Raw genomic sequence first — 16,974 nt, forward strand, 5'->3', positions numbered from 1 at the left:
GCGTGGATTCAATTACAGATATTAACGGGACAACGAAGTTTGCAGCGGTGATTGGCCAACCCTTGAGCCACTCGCTTTCACCAATTATTTACAATACATCTTTTAAAGCTCAAGACCTGAATATGGTCTACATCGCTTTTGAAACGAGCGAAGATGACACAATTGAACGGATTGAGCATTTGAAAGCCCTAGACGTTCAAGGGATTAACATTACCATGCCAGGGAAATTCAATGCTATGCAGACGGTTGACCGCTTAGATGCTGCTAGTCAATATGTCAACGCTGTCAACATGATTACCCGAGATGACAAGGGGCAATGGGTAGGCTACAATACTGATGGTGCCGGCTTATGGCTTGCCGTAAAAAACAGGGGCGTTGACCTAGTTGGCAAGCGGTTAGTCGTTTACGGATCTGGCGCAACGTCTAGGATCATTATTGCCCAGGCCGTAATGGAGGGCATGAGAGATATTTCTGTGGTGGCACGAAATATCGAAGAAAAAGACCTGTTGATTAAGGTGTGCGATGCTTTAAGAGCGGATTACCCACAAATTGACTTAAAACTGATTGACCTTTCAGATCAAGACCAAGTTGGTCAAGCTGTCAAGCATGCTGAAATCGTGATTCAATCAACGAGCCTAGGGATGGGATCAAGCCAGGGCCAATCCATTTTGGCGGACGAAAACTGGTTACAAGAGGGGACAGTGGTCATGGACGTGATTTACGATCCTATGGAAACCCGATTTATGCAACAAGCAAAAGCAAGAAATTGTGTGGTCATTGGTGGTTTAGATATGTTAGTTTACCAAGCTAAATTAAACTACCAATTATTTGCCCATAAAGAAATGCCAGTACAAGTAGTTTTTGATACCATTAAGGGTCAATTAGCTGCTAGAAAAGCCAAATAAGCCCGGAAAATCTGGATTGTGTGGGTTTGCTTTTACTGGGTGAAAGTGCTAGAATAAAGGCAATATTTGAACTTTTTCAGAGGTAGTAACAAGTTGTGTTCAATGAAGCGAGTATACGGTTGGTGGAAGTATATTTGAACCACTTGTGAATTAGGCTGGATTATAAGTTGGTGACGATGAGAAGCATCCGTTACCACGTCGCGCCAACGTTATCGGTATGAAGAGTACAAATCATAGGTGGTACCACGAAATCATTTCGTCCTATATACGTTTTTTTGACGTGTGTAGGGCTTTTTTTATTTTCACAATTAAAGGAGAGACAGAAAACAATGGCTTTTAATCATAAAGTAATTGAGAAGAAATGGCAAAAATATTGGGACGAGAATAAAGAGTTTAAAACTTTAGAGGATTATTCAAAACCTAAATATTACGCACTAGACATGTTCCCTTACCCATCAGGGGCTGGACTACATGTAGGACATCCAGAAGGGTATACAGCAACAGATATCATGTCGCGTTACAAACGTGCACAAGGGTATAACGTCTTACACCCAATGGGATGGGATGCTTTTGGTTTGCCTGCTGAGCAATACGCCTTAGATACAGGGAATGACCCGGTTGATTTCACTGCGAAAAATATTGCCACATTCAAACGTCAAATCAAATCACTAGGATTTTCTTATGATTGGGACCGTGAAATCAATACAACCGATCCGAAATTTTATAAATGGACACAATGGATTTTCACTAAATTATATGAAAAAGGTTTAGCCTATGAAGACGAAATTTTGGTTAACTGGTGTGAAGCTTTAGGTACAGTATTAGCCAATGAAGAAGTTATCGACGGTAAGTCTGAACGTGGTGGCTACCCAGTGGTTCGTAAACCAATGAAACAATGGGTATTACGGATTACTGCTTACGCTGACCGTTTATTAGAAGGTTTGGAAAATGTTGACTGGCCAAATTCAGTTGTTGAAATGCAACGTCACTGGATTGGTAAATCAGAAGGTGCGCAATTAACTTTCGATATTAAAGATCATGACTTAACTTTTGATGCCTTTACGACGCGTCCAGACACAATTTACGGCTTAACTTTCGCTGTTTTAGCGCCTGAACATGACTTGGTGCGTCAAATCGTGACAGAAGCGCAACGTGAAGAAGTGGAAGCTTATTTACTTGCAGCTTCAATGAAATCTGACTTAGACCGTACAGATTTAGCCAAAGAAAAAACTGGGGTATTCACCGGTGCTTACGGTATCCACCCATTAACTGGTGAACCATTTGAAATCTGGGTTGCAGACTATGTTTTAGCTTCATATGGTACGGGTGCTGTTATGGCGGTTCCTGCCCATGATAGCCGTGACTACGAATTCGCTAAACAATTCAACCTACCCATTCGACCGGTAATTGAAGGTGGCGATGTTGCTGTTGAAGCATATACTGGAGACGGTCCTCACATTAATTCAGGTGAATTAAACGGTTTAGAAACTGCAGAAGCTACTGAAAAAGCGATTGAAATGTTAACAGCTTCAGGTCGCGGTGAACGTCAAACAACATACCGTTTACGTGACTGGGTCTTCTCTCGTCAACGTTACTGGGGTGAACCAATTCCAATTATCCATTGGGAAGATGGCACAACAACTGCAGTTCCAGAAGATGAGCTACCAGTTCGTTTACCAAAAACTGACAACATTAAACCATCAGGTACAGGTGAATCTCCATTAGCCAATATTGAAGAGTGGTTATATGTCACTGATCCTGAAACAGGTATGAAAGGCCGCCGTGAAACAAACACAATGCCACAATGGGCAGGTTCATCATGGTACTTCCTACGTTATATCGACCCTAAAAATTCAAATGAATTTGCTTCCAAAGAAGCTTTAGACTACTGGTACAATGTGGACTTGTATATAGGTGGGGCTGAGCATGCGGTATTGCATTTACTATATGCACGTTTTTGGAATATGTTCTTGTATGATTTAGGTGTAGTACCAAATGAAGAACCATTCCAAAAACTTTATAACCAAGGGATGATTCTTGGTGAAGGTAATGAGAAAATGTCTAAATCTAAAGGGAACGTTGTAAATCCTGACGATGTAGTCAACCAATACGGGGCAGATACCTTACGTCTATACGAAATGTTCATGGGTCCTCTAGATGCGTCAATCGCTTGGTCTGAGAATGGTCTTGAAGGTTCTCGTCGTTTCCTAGAACGTGTATGGCGTTTACTAGTTGATGAAAATGGCAAAATGCGTGACCGTATTACGACAATGAACACTGGTGAATTAGACAAAGTTTACCACCAAACTGTTCAAAAAGTTACGGAAGACTTTGACAACCTACACTTTAATACAGCCATTTCTCAAATGATGGTATTTGTAAATGAAGCCAATAAGGCTGAAAGCCTATACTATGAATACGTGAAAGGCTTTATTCAATTGATTGCTCCAATCGCGCCGCATTTAGCAGAAGAAATGTGGGTAATTGTTGGAAACGAACCTGGTATTTCATACGTAGACTGGCCAACATTTGATCCAGCGATGATCGTTGACGATGAAATCGAAATTGTTGTTCAAGTGAATGGTAAAATCAAAGCGAAATTACAAGTGCCTAATGATAGTGCCAAAGAAGCATTGTTAGAAATTGCCCATGCAAACGAGAAAGTGCAAGAAGCAATTGCTGGTAAAACAATTCGCAAAGAAATCGTAGTACCAAACAAACTAGTCAATATTGTGGCAAATTAGTAGACATCATAGCTGTCTTGTGTATAGTATGGTTAGTTTTAATTAATGGGAGATGAATTTTACATGAAAAATATTTTAATTATTCACGATGCTTCTAGTTTCGGTAAATGTTCTACAACAGTGGCATTACCTATTCTATCAAGTATGCACCTGCAAGGAACTATTTTACCAACAGCCTTGTTGTCAACACATACGGGGCCTGGATTTGAAGGATTCACATTTCTAGATTTAACTGATGAAATGGAAAAAATCGTGGATCATTGGCACTCATTTGACTTAAAATTTGATGCAGCATATGTAGGTTACTTAGGTAGCGTTCGCCAAATCAAGTTTTTAGAGAAAGAATTGCCAAAATTATTAAAAGATGATGCAAAATTCTATCTTGATCCTGTTATGGCTGACAATGGTAGCTTCTACTACGGTTTTGACGAAGAATATGCTAAAGAAATGTTGAATTTATGTGCGATGGCAGATGTGATTATGCCTAACCAAACAGAAGCGAGCTTCTTGTATGGTGTGGACTACACTGAAGGTATCTGGCCACAAGAAAAAATTGACGAATTCTTAACATTAGTTCGTAAACAAACCAATGCTTCAGTTGTATTAACTGGTGCAGGATATGACGGTGAAAGTCAAACTGGTGCTTACTACTTGGACGTAGAGACTGGTGAAAAAGGTTTAGCGACTGGACCATTTATCGGTGGTAAATTCCACGGTACTGGTGATATCTTCGGTTCAATCTTTGTTGGTGCATTAGCAAATGGTGCTTCTGTTAAAGTGGCTAGCCAATTAGCTGTGGACTACATTCCAAAAATTATCGAAAAATCATTAGATGATCCAGATGTTATGATGAATGGTTTACAATTTGAACTATTCTTAGGCGACTTATCTAACTTCGTATCAAAATTAAAAGCTAACCAACAATAACATTCAGACAAATCATAAACTGGCAGTTGTGTAGACGACATAACTGTCAGTTTTTATTTGGAAAGTTTAATTTGTTGCGACTAAAGTTTTACTTATCATTACCTTTTAAATTGAAGGTAGTCGAAGCTGTTAGTTGTTAGTAATATCGCATGCCACTATTGTTGGCGAGTTGGTGAATTCAACTTCAGATTTTCTGATATAATAGGCCTACTATATAGTTGCCAAAAGGCCAAATTTTACAGCCTTTCTTTTAAAATTTAAGGTCTTTTTAATCTGATGATGATTGAAATGACGGTAGGTATTATATAAAATGAAAGCTAAGTATTTTTCAAAGATAAATAAATATAAAAAATTGAAATAAATCAAATTTATTGTATAAGGAGCTAAATAAATATGGGTATAGACGATCCGAATTTAAATCGGACTGATGAAGTGGAAGAAGTGATTCAACCTGAAGAAGTGGATCCACTTGATCTGCCACCTAGAAAACCAAGTGCCAGCGCACAAGAAAAAATGAATGCTGGGGCATCTTGGATGACCATTGCCTCAATGGTGTCACGGATCTTAGGGGTCCTTTACATCATGCCTTGGTACAAATGGATGGGTGAACCGCACATCGCCAATGAAGCCAATTCCTTGTTCAATATTGGGTATAGTTACTACGCGATTTTCTTGTCCATTACAATCGCCGGGGTACCAGATTCAATCGCTAAACAAATGGCTTATTATAATGCACGAGGCTACTATAAAACAGCCAACCGCTTGTTCAAGGCGGGTCTAGCCTTGATGACGGTTACTGGTTTAGTAGGTGGTGTCCTACTTTGGACATTCGCACCCATTTTGGCCCAATCAACACCAGCCCGTGATTTCGATTCAGTAGTATTAGTTATTCGGTCCTTGGTGCCAGCTTTAGTTGTTCTACCAACAATTTCAGTTATCCGTGGTTACTTCCAAGGGCACCAAGATATGAAGCCATCCGCGATTTCACAAATTACTGAACAAATCTTACGTGTCCTATACATGTTAGGGGCGGTTTACATCATCCGTGTGATCAATAACGGTGAAATGGTCAAAGCTGTAACTCACTCAACATTTGCGGCCTTCCTTGGGGCACTAGCAGCCTTAGCCACATTGGTATTCTTCTTTATGCGCTACCGCAAAGGTTACAATAAGGAAGAAGAATTGTACGCGGTTAAGGAAGAAACCTACGTCTCTTCCAAAAATCTATTACTCGAAATCGTGATGATTGCTATTCCATTCATCGTTTCCGGTTCAGCAATCGAACTATCCCGTTTAGTCGATACCAACACCTATATGCCGATAATGGAAAGGGTTTCTCATCTTTCACATGATCAATTAATCAATGAATACGCCATTTTCGGTGCCAACGCCAATAAACTCGTGACCATCATCGTTTCCCTAGCGGTTGCCATCGGTTCGACATCCATCGCTGTTATTTCAGCTACCTATTCAGAAGAGAAAAGGGGTATCGAGGCCAAGCTGGCAAATAAAGCACAGCCAAAACGTATTGACCGACATACCACACAAGATTTTCCAGAAACAAAAGGGTTAATCGGCCACAACTTGAAATTATTCTCCCTAGTCATGTTCCCATCTGCAATCGGGATGGCGGTTTTAGCTGAGCCCTTGTACGCGATCATCTTTACCCACGATCCACTAGGTACCTCACTATTACAATTATCAGCAGCAGTAGCTGTGACTATGGGGCTTTTTTCAGTATTGGTTGCCATGCTGCAAGCCATGTCCTTCTTTAAAGACGCTATTATGGGTATGTTACTTGGGGTAACACTTAAATTGGTCCTACAAGCACCTTTCCTAGCGATGTTTAGCACTTCAGGTGCCTTATTAGCTACAGGAACAGCCTTTATCGGAATTGCTGTATTCTACTTGTGGCGCCTAAAAGTCCGTATCAACTTATCAGTAGTTGAAGTTCTAGGCCAAATCAAGGGCATTGCTTTGTTATCAGGTGCTATGGGTATTGCCACTTGGTTAGTCAACCAATTCTTACGACGCACTATCTTATCACCTGAAATATCACTTGTGCACCAAGTAGCTCAAATTGTGATTGTAGCTGGTGTTGGGGTAGCGGTTTATGTCATTGGTGGTTTACGCTTTAAACTATTAGATACACTACTTGGCGACAAGGCCAAAATGCTTCGTGCGAAATTAGGAATGGGCCGCTATGACAAATAAAAAGGCAGGGAAGAACACCCAACGTTTAGATAAATTTGTCTCTAGCATGACTCCTTATAGCCGAAGTGACGTGAAGACCTTAATCAAAAAATCCGCTATTTATGTCAATGGTTCTGTAGCCAAGAAGCCCAATCACCCAGTCAATGTAACAGAGGACAAGGTGGAAGTGGATGGTCAAGTAATCGTCTATGAACCTTACGTTTATATCATGATGCACAAGCCAGACGGCGTTATATCCGCAACCGAGGACAACCGTTGGGAGACAGTGATTGACCTTTTACCAGAAGACTTGGTCTTAACCTACCAACCATTTCCAGTTGGACGCCTAGACAAGGACACAACAGGCCTGCTACTGATCACCAACGATGGCCAATTCAATCATGCCTTAATGGCCCCTAAGAAACACGTGGAAAAGGAATACGCTGTTCTTGTTGACGGTTTATTATCAGACAAGCATATTGACCAATTTGAAAAAGGCTTGGACATTGGCCAAGGTGAAAAAACAAAGCCAGCACAACTCTTCATCGACCAAGTAGACGAAGAAGCTGGCCAATCCATAGCCCGTGTGGTCATAGCAGAAGGCAAGTACCACCAAGTTAAGCGCATGTTCCATGCAGTTGATTGTGAAGTCGTTCAACTACACCGCCAACGCATTGGGCAATTGATACTACCGGATGCCCTAACAGAAGGTGAATTCGTTCAAGTAGACTATCAAGATCTCTACGACGCCATCTTCGAAGGTAAAGCATTAAACATCACAGAATAATCACTCAAGAAGCTAGGTCATGCACCTAGCTTTTTTGATGGGGGTGAGTTCTTGTCTGCATATATCTGACTTCAAAAGTGCCTAGACTTAACTATCGAAACTTGCCGAATTATTTTTTAGCAGAAGGCTAACTACAAGCAGTCTATAAACTCAATACCTTTTTAACTTTGTACTATCGTCGGGTTCACTAGATCATCTCAAGTCCACTTCAAAATAGTTTGCATCACACTTTGTGTGATAAGACACTATTCTTCCAGTGTTGTTGAGCTGAGCAATCTAGCGCGCACGCTTTTTAGTCGGGTTCGAGTCTCCAGAAACAACTGCGTTTCAGATGAAGTTGTAGCTGACTGTATCATCTACTGCTTTCATCTTCCAACGGTTCCTTTCTCGGCGTCGACGCTCACACCCTTTTTAGTTGGGTTCGCTTTGGCAGTCCGGTCTCCACTTCAGGAATATTTGCAGCAAGTAAACTTGCTACGGCATATTCCTTCCAGTGTTACCTGCCTGAGCGCCAAAGCTCGCACCCTTACAATTTGTTAGTTGTATTATGTGAGTTATCGTCAAATCTGTGCTAAAATATAGATATGTATAAAATTCTAGGAGGATTCTAAATGACAATTAATTGGCAAGAAGAAATCAACAATCGTAAAGATGACTTAATCAATGACTTATTTACATTATTAAGCGTAAACAGTGTGCGTGACGACAGTAAAGCAAGTGCAGAGGCACCTGTTGGACCTGGCCCTAAAGAGGCATTAGAAACTTTCTTGAAGATTGCTGAACGCGATGGCTTCACAGCTAAAAACGTCGATAACCTTGCAGGTCATGCTGAATTCGGTACAGGCGATGAAACGCTTGGTGTTTTAGCCCACGTAGACGTTGTTCCAGTAGACGATAAATGGGATACTGATCCATTCAAACCCGAAATTATCAACGACCGCATCTATGCCCGTGGTGCTTCAGACGATAAAGGTCCTTTAATGGCTGCCTACTACGGTTTGAAAGTCATCAAAGAATTAGGATTACCAGTTGAGAAACGTGTTCGTTTCATCGTTGGTACAGACGAAGAAAGCGAATGGCAAGGTGTCACACGCTACTTTGAAGTTGAAGATGAACCTGATTTTGGATTCTCACCAGACGCCGATTTCCCAATTATTAATGGGGAAAAAGGGATGTACTCAGCTAAGCTAATATTCGACCGTCGTTCTGAAAAATTACTTTCATTTGAAAGTGGTCTTCGTGAAAATATGGTACCGGGTGAAGCACATGCAGTTGTGACTGGATTGACCTCTGATGTCAACCAAATCGTTGCCGATTTCCAAGCAGCTAATCCAGAAATCACAATCATTGTAAGTCCAGACGCTGATGCAACGGCAATTACTGTTGAAGGTAAAGGCGTTCACGCAATGAATCCAAGTGTTGGATATAATGCGGCAACATATTTATCTAAATTATTATTACAATTAGACGATGATTTAGCCCAAGATGATCTATTGAAATTCTTAGGTGACCTATTACATTTAGACTTTAATGGTGAAAAATTAGGTATTGCCCATGAAGATGAAATTATGGGTAAAGTGACTGTAAACCCAGGTTTGGTTGGCGAAGAAGACGGCAAATTATACACTGTCTTAAATATTCGTGTACCACGTGGTAAAGAATATAGTGAAATTGATGCAACATTTGCGGCCCACGGAGAAACTTACCACTACAACTTTGTAGACGGTACGAAAACCAATAAAGTACCGCATTACGTACCAGCAGATGATCCTTTGGTGCAAACTTTACTAGCTGTTTATGAAAATCAAACAGGCGAAAAAGGGCAAGAACGTTCAATCGGTGGGGGAACCTATGGCCGTTTACTCAAACGTGGTGTAGCCTTTGGTGCATTATTCCCAGATTCAGTAGACACTATGCACCAAGCCAATGAATTCTTTGCGGTTCGTGACTTAATGAAATCAGCAGCTATCTACGCTGAAGCCATTTACGAATTGATTAAGCCAGAAAACACATAAGCCTATGGTAGAACGCTTAATTTCATCTGTTCAAAATCAACAGATTAAAGAATTAAAGAAACTTTTTACTCGTAAAGGCCGCAAAAAAGCAGGCCAGTATTTGCTTGAAGGGCCACATCTTGTAGAGATGGCCATCAAGGCGGATGCAGAGATTCAAATGATTTACTACGTGCCTGAGAGTAGCCATCAAAATGTGATGCAAGTTCAAGCTTTAAAAGCTGATTTGCCGCTGACACAGGTAACGCCTGAGGTGGCGAAGGCACTAAGCCAGACAGATCACCACCAAGATATCTTCGCAGTAGCCAGCTTACCGCAAGCTAAGTCATTGGACATTGACCAATTATCAAAAGGATTACTGATTTTAGACCATGTGCAAGATCCTGGAAACCTAGGCACCTTAATCCGTACTGCGGACGCCTTTGGTTACCGTGATGTCTTACTAGGGTCTGGAACAGTGGACTTGTATAATGACAAGGTACTTAGATCGATGCAAGGTAGCCATTTTGCCGTGAATACTTATGAGGTTGACTTAGTAGAAGTCATTCCACAATTACAAGAGGCTGGCTATTTTATTACAACAACAGAACTAAACAACCAAGCTCAAGCGAGCAACGCTTTTGACTTAAAAGCTAAAGGGAAATGGGCCTTGGTTATGGGAAATGAAGGAAATGGCGTGAGCCAGGCGACTAGTCAATTAGCGGATATGGCTTTATATATCCCCATGTCTGGTTCAGCAGAATCCTTGAATGTAGCGGTTGCTGGTGCGATAGTCATGTATCAATTTCCTATCCATGACTAAATCATTTTCTTCTCAATCGCAAGACATGACAGTATTTGCCGCAAGCCTTGCAATGAATTAAGTTAGCATGTAGAAATCAGTTGATGTATGGATTCGTTGGAAAAAAGGGTGATTATCGTGACGGAACAAGAACATTATTTTTGGGAAGACGATTCAGAGTATATGCAGATTATAGCGGATATTAAGGATCATCCCTTCGTTACGGACTTGGCTTATTTTAAGCAACATGTCCACGGCAATCGCTTAACCCACTCCTATCTAGTTTCTTATATGTCATATAAAGTAGCTAGGTCACTAGGATGGGATTACAAGGCCTGTGCGCGGGCGGGTTTATTGCATGATTTATTTTATTATGTGCCGGGTGAGGTTACTTTTTCTAAAGGATCTCACTTAAGGAACCATCCTAAAATTGCCTTAATGAATGCTCTTGTGGTGACGGATTTATCATCTGTTGAAGAAGATATCATTTTAAAACATATGTGGCTCGCAACCCCACATTTTCCTCGCTACAAAGAGTCCTATCTGGTCACTTTCGTGGATAAATATATTGCAACTGAAGATTTTGTAAAACCGAGTTTAGCCAACTTATCACAGAGACAAATAATGAAATCCTTTAGGAACTTCGTCGGTAAATTGGTTATTCCAGCGCTTGCTAGCACAAGTAGTAAAGATGTCTCTTTAGAAGAAAAAGAAGAATTAGTAGAAACGCAAGAGGAGATTGATCAAGATGGAAATTACCATTAAACAACCAGACTTACCGGTAATGTGTGGCAAGATGGAACATGCTTGCAAAGTGATTGGTAAAAAATGGAACAGCTTAATTATTGAAGTATTGCTGGCAACACCTTTACGATTTGGTCAATTACGTGACTCAATCAACGGTATTTCTGATCGTGTTTTAATTGAACGCCTACGTGAGTTGACAGAAGAAGGTATCGTCCGAAAAGAAGAATCAGAATCAAACGGTCACAACATTACCGTTTATACATTGACTGAAAAAGGACAAGACCTACAAAAAATCTTCAACAATTTACATCTTTGGGCAGATGAATGGGTTGATCCAGCCGAATAAGGTTGACAAACCAAGTAAAATCGCTAAAATATAAAGAGAAATTACATTAACAGAAGACAATTTTTAACAAAGATGTAGTCTAGAGAGTAAGTGCTGCTGGGAATCTTACCTACATAGTTAAAACATTTTCACTTCTTGAGTAGGCTTGCGGGAGAATAGCTGTGCTATTTGAAAGCAGGTCCGGTCGCCCCGTTAAAACGATCAATGAGTGCTGGTATGGACTAACTATACCGGAATCAGGGTGGTACCACGGTCTTTCGTCCCTTTTTTAGGGGATGGAGGACCTTTTTTTTATTGGTCTTGATACTCACAGTAAGAAACACTCATAAAAGGATAAAAGTCAGGAGATGGAAAAATGCAAATTATTGATGATTTAAAAGCCATTGAAAATCAAATCATGGATGAAATTGATGCAGCACAATCACTAGCTGATATTAAAGCTGTTCGTGTGAGATATTTAGGGAAAAAGGGTCCCATTACGGAAGCCCTACGTGGTATGCGTGATTTATCAGCAGAAGAGCGTCCAAAAGTTGGTGCTTACGCCAATGAATTGAAAGCAAAAGCTGACGGCAAGTTAAGTGAAAAAGAAACATTACTTTCTGCAGCAGCGCTTGAAGCACAATTACAAGCAGAAGCGATTGACGTTACTTTACCTGGTGAAAAACCAGCAACAGGTACCAAACACGTTTTGACACAAGTCATGGAAGAAATTGAAGACTTGTTTATTTCTATGGGTTACGAGGTGGTTGAAGGGCCAGAAATTGAGTCTGATTTCTACAACTTCGAACGGATGAACTTACCGAAGGACCACCCAGCGCGTGACATGCAAGATACTTTCTACATCAACGACGAGGTCTTATTACGTACCCATACATCACCCGTACAAGCGCGTGCAATGGATGCCCACGACTTTGAAGCGGGCCCATTAAAAATGATCTCACCGGGTAAAGTTTACCGCCGTGATGATGATGACGCGACACATTCACAACAATTCCATCAAATTGAAGGATTGGTTGTTGACCGTAATGTGTCACTTGCTGACTTAAAAGGTACCTTAGAATTATTTGCCCGTCATATGTTTGGGGAAGAAACTGAAGTACGTTTACGTCCCTCTTATTTCCCATTCACTGAGCCATCTGTTGAAATTGACGTTACTTGTTTCAAATGTGGTGGGGCAGGCTGTAACATCTGTAAACAATCTGGCTGGATTGAAATCTTAGGTGGCGGTATGGTTCACCCTTCAGTCCTTGAGATGGCTGGGATTAGTTCTACCGAATATACAGGTTTTGCTTTTGGATTAGGGCCAGACCGTGTAGCCATGTTGAAGTATGGTATTGATGATATTCGTCATTTCTACCAAAATGATTTACGATTCTTAAAACAATTTACGGAAGAGGGGTAGCAATTAATGAAAGTATCATATAATTGGTTAAATGAATTTATCGATCTTGCTGACTTGAATCCGCAAGATATTGGGGAACGTATGTCACGTACTGGTATTGAGGTTGATGGCGTAAATGCCCTAGGTACTGGATTGAAGAAAATTGTTGTGGGCCACGTATTAACTTGCGAACCACATCCAGATTCTGACCACCTGTCAATTACGACTGTTGATGTGGGCGAAGATGAGCCTTTCCAAATTGTCTGCGGCGCTCCAAATGTGGCTGCAGGTCAAAAAGTTATCGTTGCCTTACCAAACTCTCGTATTGCGGGCAATGTGAAAATTAAAAAAGGTAAAATGCGTGGCGTTGTTTCTCAAGGGATGATTTGTTCACTTGAAGAAATTGGTTTCTCAAACAGTGTCGTTCCGAAAGAATACGCTGACGGCATTATGGTCTTACCTGAAGAAGCACCAGCTGGTATGGATATTGTAGAATACCTAAAATTAGATGACCCAATCATTGAATTAGATATTACACCAAACCGTGCAGATGCCTTCTCTATGCGTGGTGTAGCTTGGGAATTAGCGGCTGTATACAACCGTCAACCAAAATTTGACTACACAGATATCACTAAATATGACGGTAAAGATTTAGCAGGCGCGATTGACTTGAAAGTTGCAGACACTGAATTAGTACCTGAATACAATGCTTTCTTGGTGAAAAATGTCACTGTTGAACCATCACCATTATGGCTACAATTACGATTGATGGCTGCTGGCATCCGTCCAATTAATAACGTAGTGGACATTACTAATTACGTTTTACTTGCAAATGGCCAACCATTACATGCCTTTGACTATGATAAATTAGATCACAAGGTAATCGAGACGCGTCTAGCTAAAGAGGGCGAACGAATCGTCACGCTTGATGAAGTGGACCGTCCCTTACTAGATTCTGATATCGTCATTACTGATGGTGAAAAACCAATTGCATTAGCTGGTGTTATGGGTGGGTTAGATACTGAAATCGATGAAAATACAACAAATGTATTGATTGAAGCAGCCAACTTTGAACCAATCCACATCCGTAAAACTGCTCGTCGTAACGGCTTGCATTCTGAATCATCTATGCGTAACGAACGTGGCATTAACAAGGCGACAATTGCTGAATCAGGTGCATTTGCAGCTGAAATGATTGCTGACTTGGCTAATGGTGAATTGGTAGAAGGCTTTGAACGTGTATCTGCTATTGATTTAACACCAATTCTAGTAACATCGAGTCTTGCTTATGTAAATAAACGTATAGGTATGGACCTAACTTTCGCGGAAGTTCAACAAATCTTTGATCAGCTACAGTTTGAACTATCTGGTGATGCCGATGAGTTCACGGTTTCCGTACCTGCGCGTCGTTGGGATATACTTATTCAAGCGGACTTAGTTGAAGAAATTGCACGAATTTATGGTTATGATAAAATTCCTTCTCGCTTGCCTTCAGTAAATGCGCAAAATATGGGTCTTACTGACTGGCAAGCTTTCAAACGTCGTACCAATAACCAAATGTTGGCAGAAGGATTTAACCAAGTGATTGCTTACTCATTAATTGGGGACAATCAAACGGTATTGGAAATGGCGAACGCGAAACCAGTTGCTCTTGACTTACCAATGTCAGATGACCGTCGTTTCATGCGGACAAATCTTTTAAGTGCCTTACTTGAAATTGTTCAATACAATGTAGCCCGTAAAACTTCTGATGTAGCCATCTTTGAATCGGGCCGTGTCTTCAAATGGGCCGATGCTGACCTACCACTGGATGAAACACATTTAGCGGCTGTTTGGACAGGTAACGCGCAAGCGAAAACGTGGAGCCACCAAGCGAAAGCTGTTGATTTCTACGACATGAAGGGTGTAGTTGAAAGCATCTTAGATTCATTTAATCTTGATGTGGCAGTTGCATTTGAAGCAACGTCAGAATTAGCAGATATGCATCCAGGCCGTACTGCCAAAATTTATGCAGTGGGTCAATCTGACGAACGTATTGAATTAGGTTATATCGGGCAATTACACCCAAGTGTTGCTGACAAACATGACTTGAAAGATACCCTAGTATTTGAAATTTCATTAGATGAAATTTATGCCTTACCAAAAGTAGAAGTGAAACAATCAGCAATCCCTAAATTCCCAGGTTCTGACCGGGATATCGCTATCCTTGTGTCAGACCAAGTGTCGAATGCGGATGTAGTGAAAACTATTCAAAAAGCTTCTAAAGGTGGCATCTTAGTCGATATCGAAATCTTCGATGTTTACCAAGGTGAAAATATTGAAGACGGTAAGAAATCACTTGCTTACAGTTTGAAATACTTGAACCCCCAAGCTACTTTAACAGATGAAGAAGTGACCAAAGATGTTGCTCGTATCACTGAAGCACTAACAAATGAATTAGCAGCTGAAATCCGTTAATATTTGGCTGAGAACACTTTAATAAACTAGCACAAGCGCAATGGCGTCCGGTAATCATTTATCGTGGCTTCATTGCGTTTTTTTGTGGTTAAATAGAGGTAACATATTCCTATTGAAAAATGGCTTTCGATAATCAAGCTGTTTTTCCCAGGAGAAAATAAATGCATTTAGAAAGCAGGAATCATCATGCAACACTTTTAATATTTCGTCGCCGACCTTGGCACAACCAACTTAAAATTTGCCTTGATGGAAACCCCATACCGGGTATTGGATACAATGGAAGCGCGCAATCACATTCAACAAGATAGCGAGGGTAAGCATGAAAGTGATCCGCTAGTCGTTTTCCAACAATTCGTGGACTTACTCAGTGCAATGCAAGCCAAGTATCCTGAGGTCAACATCTTGATATTTTCAAGCCAGATGCATGCCTTGCTTGCAATGAACGAAGAGGGAGATATTGTGCAAAATACCATGACTTGGGCAGATTTGCGGACTAAGCATGTGGCGCAGGAAATGCAGGCATCAGGTCTAGCGGTCGCCTTTTTCGCTCAATCAGGGACGCCAATCCATGCCATGAACCCCTTTGTGAAATTGGCTTATCTAAACCAGGCCCGTCCGGAATTATTTACAGATGAAACCGTGGTATTTATGGACATCAAAGCCTATATTATCCGCCAGTTAACGGGAGAGTTTGTAATTGACCGGGCAACGGCATCTTCTATGGGACTGTTGGATATAGTCCAAAATACTTGGTCAAAAGACTTACTAAAGGTGGTCGGTTTGACTGAAAACCAATTGCCAGCATTAGTCGATTCAACCAAAGCATTGTCTGTAAAATCTGACTTTATCAAGGCCTTAGGATTAGCTGACAACTTCCACATACTGGCAGGATCAACTGACGGTGCCTTGGCCAACCTATCTAATTTAGCCTACGCTATTCAAGGGGACCGGGAACTTAGCCCATTCGTCCTATCTTTTGGGACCTCAGCAGCTGTCCGGACCTTAACTGACCAATTATTCTTGCATGAAAGTGGTCGGATTTTCACCTATATCGCGGACGACCAGCCCCATTATATCGTCGGTGGGCCAGTTAATAACGCCGGGAACGCATTGGATTGGTGTTATCAACACTTGGGCTTTATGGCAAAAGGGCAATCTTTTTCAGATATGTTAGCCACCCTTTTGGCGCATGATTTTTCAGCTAGCGGTCCATACTTCTTACCATTCTTAAACGGAGAAAGAGCCCCATATTGGAATGCCTACTTACAAGCTGAATTTAAAGGGATTCAAGGGCACACTAGCCAGCTAGATATGGCTAAAGCTGTCTTTGAAGGGGTCTTTTTTGAAATTCGCCAAGTGGTGGATATGGTCTTTGAGACCGTTGATTTAGAACAAAAAATGATTCAGGTAAACGGAAAAATATTCACGGACCCAAAAATTGGCCAATGGATTGCAAATATTATGGGTATAACCTTGCAATATGTGTCAGGTGACGACGCGAGCTTGGTTGGGGCCGGTGTCCTTGTGGAAGGGCCTAGCTTAAGGCAAGACTTTTCATTTTCCACTATAGCGCCAGAGGGGAAAATGGCTGACAAATACAAAGAAAAATTTTTGATGTATCAAAAATTCGCAGATTCTGCTGACCAAGAATCAAAAGCAATTTTGTATTAAAATCAACAGATTTGCGCTCAAAA

12 protein-coding genes and 1 pseudogene are annotated in these 16,974 nt (G+C 41.0%); all 13 read left to right on the top strand.

Translation table 11 applies throughout. The annotated features are described in order from the left end of the window. Positions 1 to 2 precede the first annotated feature (2 nt). Positions 3 to 905, top strand: coding sequence for a shikimate dehydrogenase family protein (locus tag A6J77_RS07430; RefSeq protein ID WP_083069567.1), 903 nt, complete (start codon positions 3 to 5; stop codon positions 903 to 905). A gap of 329 nt (positions 906 to 1,234) precedes the next feature. Further along, on the top strand, positions 1,235 to 3,649 hold the full coding sequence (gene leuS / locus A6J77_RS07435; RefSeq protein WP_083069569.1) for a leucine--tRNA ligase: 2,415 nt from the start codon (positions 1,235 to 1,237) through the stop codon (positions 3,647 to 3,649). A gap of 63 nt (positions 3,650 to 3,712) precedes the next feature. Next, the gene (locus A6J77_RS07440) at positions 3,713 to 4,576 is read left to right on the top strand and encodes a pyridoxamine kinase (protein ID WP_050774136.1); all 864 of its coding nucleotides are present in this window, start codon (positions 3,713 to 3,715) and stop codon (positions 4,574 to 4,576) included. Between the two features lie 393 nt (positions 4,577 to 4,969). Then, entirely contained in the window at positions 4,970 to 6,790 is a 1,821-nt protein-coding gene (locus tag A6J77_RS07445) for a polysaccharide biosynthesis protein (protein ID WP_083069571.1), read from the top strand. Continuing rightward, positions 6,780 to 7,556, top strand: a complete 777-nt coding sequence (locus A6J77_RS07450; protein WP_083069573.1) for a pseudouridine synthase — start codon at positions 6,780 to 6,782, stop codon at positions 7,554 to 7,556. The genes A6J77_RS07445 and A6J77_RS07450 overlap by 11 nt, the downstream gene beginning before the upstream one ends. A 611-nt stretch (positions 7,557 to 8,167) precedes the next feature. Beyond that, entirely contained in the window at positions 8,168 to 9,571 is a 1,404-nt protein-coding gene (gene pepV / locus A6J77_RS07455) for a dipeptidase PepV (protein WP_083069574.1), read from the top strand. Positions 9,572 to 9,575: 4 nt separating this feature from the next. Beyond that, a complete protein-coding gene (locus A6J77_RS07460) occupies positions 9,576 to 10,370 on the top strand; it encodes a TrmH family RNA methyltransferase (RefSeq protein ID WP_083069576.1) in 795 nt (264 codons plus the stop codon). An 87-nt stretch (positions 10,371 to 10,457) separates the two neighbouring features. Continuing rightward, positions 10,458 to 11,114 carry an HD domain-containing protein gene (locus A6J77_RS07465; protein WP_396122123.1) on the top strand — a complete coding sequence of 219 codons (657 nt, stop codon included), beginning with the start codon at positions 10,458 to 10,460 and terminating at the stop codon, positions 11,112 to 11,114. Further along, positions 11,098 to 11,442, top strand: a complete 345-nt coding sequence (locus tag A6J77_RS07470) for a winged helix-turn-helix transcriptional regulator (RefSeq protein WP_083069580.1) — start codon at positions 11,098 to 11,100, stop codon at positions 11,440 to 11,442. The genes A6J77_RS07465 and A6J77_RS07470 overlap by 17 nt, the downstream gene beginning before the upstream one ends. 355 nt (positions 11,443 to 11,797) lie before the next feature. After that, a complete protein-coding gene (gene pheS / locus A6J77_RS07475; RefSeq protein ID WP_083069582.1) occupies positions 11,798 to 12,844 on the top strand; it encodes a phenylalanine--tRNA ligase subunit alpha in 1,047 nt (348 codons plus the stop codon). Between the two features lie 6 nt (positions 12,845 to 12,850). Then, positions 12,851 to 15,280, top strand: coding sequence for a phenylalanine--tRNA ligase subunit beta (gene pheT, locus A6J77_RS07480; protein ID WP_083069584.1), 2,430 nt, complete (start codon positions 12,851 to 12,853; stop codon positions 15,278 to 15,280). A 219-nt stretch (positions 15,281 to 15,499) separates the two neighbouring features. Then, a pseudogene (locus tag A6J77_RS09510) lies at positions 15,500 to 16,186 on the top strand (FGGY family carbohydrate kinase); the annotation flags it as partial. Then, positions 16,187 to 16,951: an FGGY-family carbohydrate kinase gene (locus A6J77_RS09515; RefSeq protein WP_259799394.1), complete on the top strand. Its 765-nt coding sequence runs from the start codon at positions 16,187 to 16,189 to the stop codon at positions 16,949 to 16,951. Positions 16,952 to 16,974 lie beyond the last annotated feature (23 nt).

It is taken from the genome of Aerococcus viridans (assembly GCF_002083135.2).
GTDB classification, from domain to species: domain Bacteria; phylum Bacillota; class Bacilli; order Lactobacillales; family Aerococcaceae; genus Aerococcus; species Aerococcus viridans_C.

Excerpts from the sequence above, each read along its gene's own strand:
- leuS (WP_083069569.1), top strand. The coding sequence starts at position 1,235 with ATGGCTTTTAATCATAAAGTAATTGAGAAGAAATGGCAAAAATATTGG.
- A6J77_RS07440 (WP_050774136.1), top strand. The coding sequence starts at position 3,713 with ATGAAAAATATTTTAATTATTCACGATGCTTCTAGTTTCGGTAAATGT.
- A6J77_RS07445 (WP_083069571.1), top strand. The coding sequence starts at position 4,970 with ATGGGTATAGACGATCCGAATTTAAATCGGACTGATGAAGTGGAAGAA.
- A6J77_RS07450 (WP_083069573.1), top strand. The coding sequence starts at position 6,780 with ATGACAAATAAAAAGGCAGGGAAGAACACCCAACGTTTAGATAAATTT.
- pepV (WP_083069574.1), top strand. The coding sequence starts at position 8,168 with ATGACAATTAATTGGCAAGAAGAAATCAACAATCGTAAAGATGACTTA.
- A6J77_RS07460 (WP_083069576.1), top strand. The coding sequence starts at position 9,576 with ATGGTAGAACGCTTAATTTCATCTGTTCAAAATCAACAGATTAAAGAA.
- A6J77_RS07465 (WP_396122123.1), top strand. The coding sequence starts at position 10,458 with ATGGATTCGTTGGAAAAAAGGGTGATTATCGTGACGGAACAAGAACAT.
- A6J77_RS07470 (WP_083069580.1), top strand. The coding sequence starts at position 11,098 with ATGGAAATTACCATTAAACAACCAGACTTACCGGTAATGTGTGGCAAG.
- pheS (WP_083069582.1), top strand. The coding sequence starts at position 11,798 with ATGCAAATTATTGATGATTTAAAAGCCATTGAAAATCAAATCATGGAT.
- pheT (WP_083069584.1), top strand. The coding sequence starts at position 12,851 with ATGAAAGTATCATATAATTGGTTAAATGAATTTATCGATCTTGCTGAC.